Origin of the sequence: Syntrophaceticus schinkii (assembly GCF_000946815.1) — a bacterium.
In the GTDB taxonomy this organism is placed as follows: Bacteria; Bacillota; DSM-12270; order Thermacetogeniales; family Thermacetogeniaceae; genus Syntrophaceticus; species Syntrophaceticus schinkii.
The window spans coordinates 1-6575 of the sequence record NZ_CDRZ01000053.1; the positions used below are offsets into that span (position 1 = coordinate 1).

At 47.1% G+C, this 6575-nt stretch carries 8 protein-coding genes; 1 reads left to right on the plus strand and 7 read right to left on the minus strand.

Annotated features, from left to right (window positions below):
• Positions 1-169 precede the first annotated feature (169 nt).
• Genes SSCH_RS03800 through SSCH_RS03810 form a run of 3 tightly spaced genes read right to left on the minus strand, consistent with a single transcriptional unit; the run spans position 170 to position 3280 of the window.
• The gene (locus SSCH_RS03800) at positions 170-1258 is read right to left on the minus strand and encodes a DEAD/DEAH box helicase (protein ID WP_052835276.1); all 1089 of its coding nucleotides are present in this window, start codon (positions 1256-1258) and stop codon (positions 170-172) included.
• Between the two features lie 29 nt (positions 1259-1287).
• Positions 1288-2904 carry a DAK2 domain-containing protein gene (locus SSCH_RS03805; protein ID WP_052835277.1) on the minus strand — a complete coding sequence of 539 codons (1617 nt, stop codon included), beginning with the start codon at positions 2902-2904 and terminating at the stop codon, positions 1288-1290.
• Between the two features lie 19 nt (positions 2905-2923).
• Positions 2924-3280, minus strand: a complete 357-nt coding sequence (locus SSCH_RS03810; RefSeq protein ID WP_044664317.1) for an Asp23/Gls24 family envelope stress response protein — start codon at positions 3278-3280, stop codon at positions 2924-2926.
• 187 nt (positions 3281-3467) lie between these two features.
• On the opposite strand from SSCH_RS03810, the gene rpmB reads away from it, so the two are divergent.
• Positions 3468-3656 (plus strand): 50S ribosomal protein L28, encoded by a 189-nt coding sequence (gene rpmB / locus SSCH_RS03815; protein ID WP_044664318.1) that lies wholly within the window; start codon positions 3468-3470, stop codon positions 3654-3656.
• Between the two features lie 102 nt (positions 3657-3758).
• Here the strand turns inward: rpmB and ribH are convergent, their stop codons facing one another.
• From ribH to SSCH_RS21675, 4 genes are all read right to left on the minus strand, one after another.
• Complete coding sequence (gene ribH / locus SSCH_RS03820) at positions 3759-4226, minus strand: 6,7-dimethyl-8-ribityllumazine synthase (RefSeq protein WP_044664319.1); 468 nt, start codon at positions 4224-4226, stop codon at positions 3759-3761.
• Positions 4227-4246: 20 nt separating this feature from the next.
• Positions 4247-5461 carry a bifunctional 3,4-dihydroxy-2-butanone-4-phosphate synthase/GTP cyclohydrolase II gene (locus tag SSCH_RS03825; RefSeq protein WP_044664320.1) on the minus strand — a complete coding sequence of 405 codons (1215 nt, stop codon included), beginning with the start codon at positions 5459-5461 and terminating at the stop codon, positions 4247-4249.
• A gap of 20 nt (positions 5462-5481) precedes the next feature.
• Positions 5482-6120 carry a riboflavin synthase gene (locus SSCH_RS03830; protein ID WP_044664321.1) on the minus strand — a complete coding sequence of 213 codons (639 nt, stop codon included), beginning with the start codon at positions 6118-6120 and terminating at the stop codon, positions 5482-5484.
• A 334-nt stretch (positions 6121-6454) separates the two neighbouring features.
• Complete coding sequence (locus SSCH_RS21675; RefSeq protein WP_408645686.1) at positions 6455-6553, minus strand: dihydrofolate reductase family protein; 99 nt, start codon at positions 6551-6553, stop codon at positions 6455-6457.
• Positions 6554-6575: the final 22 nt, after the last annotated feature.

The following is a 6575-nucleotide window of genomic DNA, read 5'->3' on the forward strand; positions in this document are numbered from 1 at the left end:
GTCATAATCAAAACATCCGGAGCAGCTGCTTTAGACAGCAAAATATCTCGCTGTTGGAACGCCGAATCTGTGCCTGCTCATCGATAATCACCAATCCGAGGTTAGCAAACAACAACCTCCTCTTCAAGAAGGGCATGAGTACCGATCATAATTATCTGTTGTGCCGCTTTTAATTAACTTCCAGGCACTGTTCCCTTCCTTTTTCCCCATGGGTCCGCCTGTAAGCAAATCTAACACGTACCCCTAACTGTGATACGAGCCTGCTGATCCCTAAAAAGTGTTGTTCTGCAAGAACCTCAGTAGGAGCCATGAGAACACCCTGGTAACCCGCAGCAACAGTATGCAGAAGTGCGTAAAGAGCCACAACAGTTTTTCCACACCCTACATCCCCCTGCAGAAGGCGGTACATTCTGGTAGCACTCGAGAGATCCCTTTTAATTTCAGTGATTACACGCTGCTGTGCCTGGGTAAGGGTGAAAGGGAGTGAAGCAAGAAAATCTTCCGGAAGGCGGTTTTTGGGAAGGCGTGCCACCCCTTCCTTCCGAATATGCTGCTGTATTCTCGACAAACCTGTTTCAAAAAGAAACAGCTCTTCAAAAACCAGGCGTTGGCGAGCCATTTTTAAACTGTCCATGTCCGCAGGAAAATGGATCTGTGTTAACGCCTGGGAAAGAGGGATCAACCTTAACTCACTGCTCAATTCCGGGGGTAGAAGATCCTTTACTGTTTTGGCGTAGGAACTGACACACTGGTACATAATACGCCTTAAAGAGCGCTGGCTCAATTTCTCGGTAGTTCCATAAATGGGTACAATGCGCCCCACATGAACCGGGTTTTTAAGGCTGCCAAGCTCATAATCAGCAACTGAAATCTCATATCCGTAGAGGTTTCGTTCTACCTTTCCAGTGACAGAGATGGGTAAACCCTTGCGTAATGACCTTTTCAAAAAAGGCTGATTAAACCAAAGAGCTGTACAGCTTCCAAAATTCCCGTGCACTGCCACCCTCAAGAGGCTCAAATTGCGCCGCAGTTTAACCTCCTCGATATTTTCGATTGTTCCCAGTACAGTAGCCACTTCACCTGCTTCTACATCATTGAGGGTTTCTTTGACACGGCGATCCTCATAGCGTCTTGGAAGATAGTAAAGTAAATCAAAAAGATTATAAATACCTATCTTATGAAAAAGCCTCGCTCTTTTCTCTCCTATTCCTGGCACATGAGATATTTTTATCTCTGCCAGTTGTTTCCCGGTTAACAACCTCTTCCCGCTGATTATTAATTCCACTCCTATTCAACACTGATCAAAAAATAATAGATGGGTTGGTCACCCTGGTGAGTATCCACTTCTAACTGCGGATAGATAGCCCTTATCTGTTCAAGGATTCCTTCCACTGTTTCCGCTGTCACACCATCACCGGAATAAAGTGTTACCAGTTCATCATCTTCATCCACCATTTTCTCCAGCAGAGCAAGCACAACATCCACTTGTGATGACCCGGTAGCTGCAATTTCCCCCTGGTAAATTCCGATCAATTCGTTTTCTTTGATCTCCTGATCACCCAGCATGGCATCCCGTACAGCATAGGTTATTTCCCCAGCTTTTACCTCCTCAAGCTGTTGACACATTCTTTCTTTGTTTTCTTCAAGTGTCATGGAATCATTAAAAACTAAAAGGGCGCTGATTCCAGCTGGGATATTTTTGGAGGGAATTACCTCTATAGGTCGGTCTACAAGCTGTTGAGCCTGTTTTGCAGCCAGGATTAAATTTTTGTTGTTGGGCAGTATCAGTACCTGGCGTGCAGTTGTCTCCTCAATAGCCCGTACGAATTCCTCCACCGGGGGATTCATTGTTTGCCCCCCTTCGATCACATGAATGGCACCCAAATTATAAAACAACTGCTTGAGGCCCTCCCCTGCTCCAACTGCCACTATACCGATCTCTGCAGTTTTAGCAGTATCATCCGCAGTAATGTTAGATGCATCCCATTGGTCATGCATATTATCGATCTTGATATCATGAAGAGTACCATACTGCTGACAATACTCTAAAACCGTACCCGGCTTGTTGGTATGAATATGAATTTTCATAAAAGTGCTGGCATTACCTGTTACTATACTTCCTCCTAGATTATTTAAGTGTTTCTTTATAACTGTTTCCAACGAAGGATCAGCTTTAAGAAGGAATTCAGTACAGTACATATAAGTAAAATCTTGTTCAGGAATGTCCTCCGGTAGTGCAGTAATTTCAACAGGAGGCTCTACTGCTCTCTGTACTGTATTATAATTACTGTTGCTGAGAGCATTCAGCCCCCCCTCAAGAATTACCAGCAGTCCTTTCCCCCCGGCATCAACAACCCCTGCCTTTTTTAAAACCGGCAGCATCTCCGGGGTCCGCTCTAAAGTTTCATAACCCTTATATATGGCTTGCTCCAGCATCTTCTCCAGGCTAATGTCCTGAGAAGATGCTTCCTTCATTGCACGGGCAAAGCTTTTCGCTACAGTCAACATAGTTCCTTCAACTGGTTTGATAACTGCGCGGTAAGCACTGGCCACAGCAAGATGCCAGGCACCGGCAAAGTCCTGCACAGTTATCTCTTCTTTCCCCTTCAGGCCATCGGTGAGTCCCCGAATCAACTGCGATAAGATCACACCCGAATTGCCCCGGGCACCCATCAGAGAGCCCCGGGCTGCGGCATCTCCGACATCCCCGATATTAGAGGAAGTGTTCTTTTCCAATTCTTTGACTGCAGCAGCCATTGTTAGGAACATATTCCGACCTGTATCACCATCGGGAACAGGAAAAACATTTAGCCTGTCTATTTCATGCTGGCGCTCTTCAATCGCTTCCAAGCCACCAACGAAAAGACACCTAACCTGTTCCCCGGTTACAACACACTGCTCCAATCCAGCTCCCCCTTACGATTTACTCAAAGACTCGCACACCCATAACATTAACATTTACTTCTACAGCACGAAGACCTGTCATAGTCTCAATTTCATAACTGACAGTTTCCATAACATTATGGGCAACCTGTGCTATATTTACCCCATAGCACATCACAACCCAGAGGTCAATTTTGACATCTGACCCTTCCTGGTTTACCTCTACTCCTCTACTTAAAGAATCCCCTCCTAGAATTTCCGAGACACCCTGTCGCAGTCCACGGGGTACCATCCCCACAATGCCAAAACAGCGAACAGCCGCTGCACCGGCTATAGCTGCCAGCGCCTCGGGGGTAATCTCGATTTTACCGTAATCCGTCTGACGGTTGTCACTCATGGTATCTACCCCCTTGCACAACCTTACTGTACTGTTATTGCGACCAAAATACATTATACTATAACTTGCCACTGTTCGGGTATCAAATCCCTGCAGTTATTAAAACAGCAAAACAAGTATCTTTCCGGCACTTGTCATCGATCCACTACTTTGTTAAAATAGGTTCTGTGAGAAAGGAGGATCTACGATGGCAAAGTGCGCAGTTTGCGGAAAAGGAGTTCATGTCGGCATGAAGGTAAGCCATTCCCATATCCGCACCAAAAAAGTTTGGGCACCCAACCTGCAGCGTGTAAAAACAATAGTCGACGGTAAACCTGTACGCATGTATGTTTGCACCCGCTGCCTCAAGGCAGGTAAAGTAAATCGTGCCCTATAACAACAGCTAACTCAGCCCATAAACAAATATTCCCTCAGCTTTTATACCGATTTCGTTGTACACATACCTGTGCCTGTGAATTTAGCATGCACAGGTTTCTATTTACCCTTCCAGTTCCTTGAAGAGGTTGACCATTTCCAAAGCTGTTATAGCTGCATCTGCACCCTTGTTTCCCGCCTTTGTGCCGGCCCGCTCAATAGCCTGTTCAAGAGTATCAGCTGTAATGATACCAAAAACAACAGGAATTCCCGCTGCAAGACCGACCTGAGCAATTCCCTTGGTAGCCTCACTGGCCACATAATCAAAATGGGGGGTAGCGCCGCGGATCACTGCACCAAGACAGATAACCCCGTCATACCCGCGCTCAACCATCTTTTGAGCTGTTAAGGGGATTTCAAAAGCTCCCGGGACCCAGGCTACATCAACTGCATCTTCACTGACACCGTGCCGCGTAAGCATATCCAGGGCACCGCCTAACAGCTTATTGGTAATAAATTCATTGAACCTGGCAACAACAATACCAAAGCGCAGACCCTCACCCAGTAATTTTCCCTCAAAATAATTCGGCAATTTTCAAAACTCCCTTCTATTTATTCAGGGCGAGAAAGCTTGTTCCCATTTTTTCCTTTTTTTGTCTTTAAATAATATCGGTTTTCGGCCCGTGGAGGCATTTCGATGGGTACCCTTTCCACAACATCCAGGCCGTACCCTTGTAGACCTGCAATTTTACGGGGATTGTTGGTGAGCAGCCGAATTTTCCTCACACCCAGATCCACCAGGATCTGTGCCCCGAATCCATAGTCTCTCAGGTCTGCGGGAAATCCAAGGATTTCATTGGCTTCAACTGTATCTCTTCCTTCATCCTGGAGTCTGTAGGCGCGGATTTTATTCAAGAGACCGATTCCCCTTCCCTCCTGCCGCATGTACAACAAAACACCTCTTCCCTCAACAGAGATCATCTTCAGTGCTTGTGCCAGCTGTTCCCCACAATCACAGCGCAGAGAACCGAAAATATCCCCGGTCAGGCACTCGGAGTGTACCCGGGTCAGAACAGGTTCCTCTGTCTTTATATCTCCCTGTACAAGAGCGATATGGCAGTTGTGATCGAGGATCGTTTCATAGGCTACAGCTGTAAACTCCCCGTACTTTGTGGGCAGGTGTGTTGCAGTCACTCGACGGATCAGTTTTTCTGTGTGGCGGCGGTACTTGATCAGATCAGCCACAGTGATAATTTTTAAATTGTGCTTTCTGGCAAACTGAAAAAGCATGGGGGTGCGAGCCATTGTTCCATCATCATTCATGATCTCACAGCAGACACCGGCTGGATAGAGGCCGGCCAGGCGAGCTAGGTCAACAGTAGCCTCTGTATGGCCTGCCCTCCTCAGTACCCCACCCTCTTTCGCCCTCAGGGGAAAGATATGGCCGGGTCGCCTTAGATCCTGTGGCCTGGTTTTAGGATCAACCAAAGCCTTGATAGTTTTAGCCCGTTCAAAAGCAGAAATCCCTGTAGTTGTCGAGGAAGCATCGACAGATACTGTAAAGGCTGTCTCCATGCTGTCTGTATTGTGAGCGACCATCTGCTCCAGCTCCAATTCATCCAGGCGCTCTCCAGTCAGGGGGGAACAGATGAGACCACGGGCATAAATGGCCATAAAGTTGATGTCCTCAGGTGTCACCTTCTCCGCAGCGATGATCAGGTCACCTTCATTTTCCCGATCCTCATCATCTACTACAACAACCATCTGTCCCGCAGCTATCTCGGCAATGGCTTCTTCAATTGTGTTAAATTGCTCCTGCTCCGGCATTGATTTAGCTCCTTTCATCATTAGATAAATCCATGTTCAGCTAAAAACTCAACAGAAAACCCTTTGCCAGCCTCCTTTTTCTCCAAAAGAAAACACACATATTTACCCAGCAGATCTGCTTCTATATTTAATAGATCACCCGCCTTTTTTAACCCCAGTGTTGTTGCCTCCAGGGTATGCGGGATCAGGCTCACCTTCATGGTACTGCCCTGCAGTTCAGCCACAGTCAGACTGGCGCCGTCAAGTGCTATGGATCCTTGAGGGATCAGGTATGGCTCCAGATCAGATGGTATCTCTATCCAGATCTCTGTAGCGATTCCCCGCTGCGCAATATTAATAATCTTCCCTACCGCATCAACATGCCCGGTGACAAAATGACCGCCAATCCTGGCTCCCACTTTTAAAGCCCTTTCCAGATTGACCCGTTCCCCTTCGGTTAAAAGCCCTAAATTTGTTTTATCAAGGGTTTCCGCCATTACATCCGCAGTGAATGTTCTGGAATTGTATGCTGTTACCGTAAGGCAGACCCCATTAACAGCCACACTCTCACCAATTTCCAGTTCCCTGCAAAACCCAGACTCAATGGTCAGAGCAGCAGACACAGGTCCCTTCCTGATACCCCGCATAATCCCCTTCTCCTCCACAAGACCCGTAAACAAAGACTCACCTCCAATAGATCAGGGGGACGGTTCTCCTGATCTTCTTTTTACCACCATTTACTATCAATCTAACAACGACCACAAACTTCTGACCTCCGACATACGGCATCCAACCTCTATTTTGCGGGTGACATAAGGGGTAACAGAAGAACCGTCCCCCTGTCATCTCCTTCTTACCTCTGACTTCCGGCATCCGACCTCTATTCCCGGTAGGCTGTAATCATCAGATCTTCCCCTACCCTTTGAACAGACATCTGTGCAAGTCGCAGACAGTCTTTAAGTCTCTCACACCCCATACCACCGAAAACCCCCGGGGAATCTTGTCCCCCGATAATCAACGGGGCTTGAAAAAAAAACAAAACTTATCGATGATCCCTGCTTCCAGTGCAGACGCATTCAAAGTTGACCCCCCTTCTAGAAGCAGGCTGGTTATCTCTCTTTTCCCCCAGTTCCTT

What these genes read in the sequence shown, in the direction of transcription:
- SSCH_RS03810 (WP_044664317.1), bottom strand. Translation starts at nt 3,280, where the DNA reads ATGAGTGACAACCGTCAGACGGATTACGGTAAAATCGAGATTACCCCC.
- rpmB (WP_044664318.1), top strand. Translation starts at nt 3,468, where the DNA reads ATGGCAAAGTGCGCAGTTTGCGGAAAAGGAGTTCATGTCGGCATGAAG.
- SSCH_RS03825 (WP_044664320.1), bottom strand. Translation starts at nt 5,461, where the DNA reads ATGCCGGAGCAGGAGCAATTTAACACAATTGAAGAAGCCATTGCCGAG.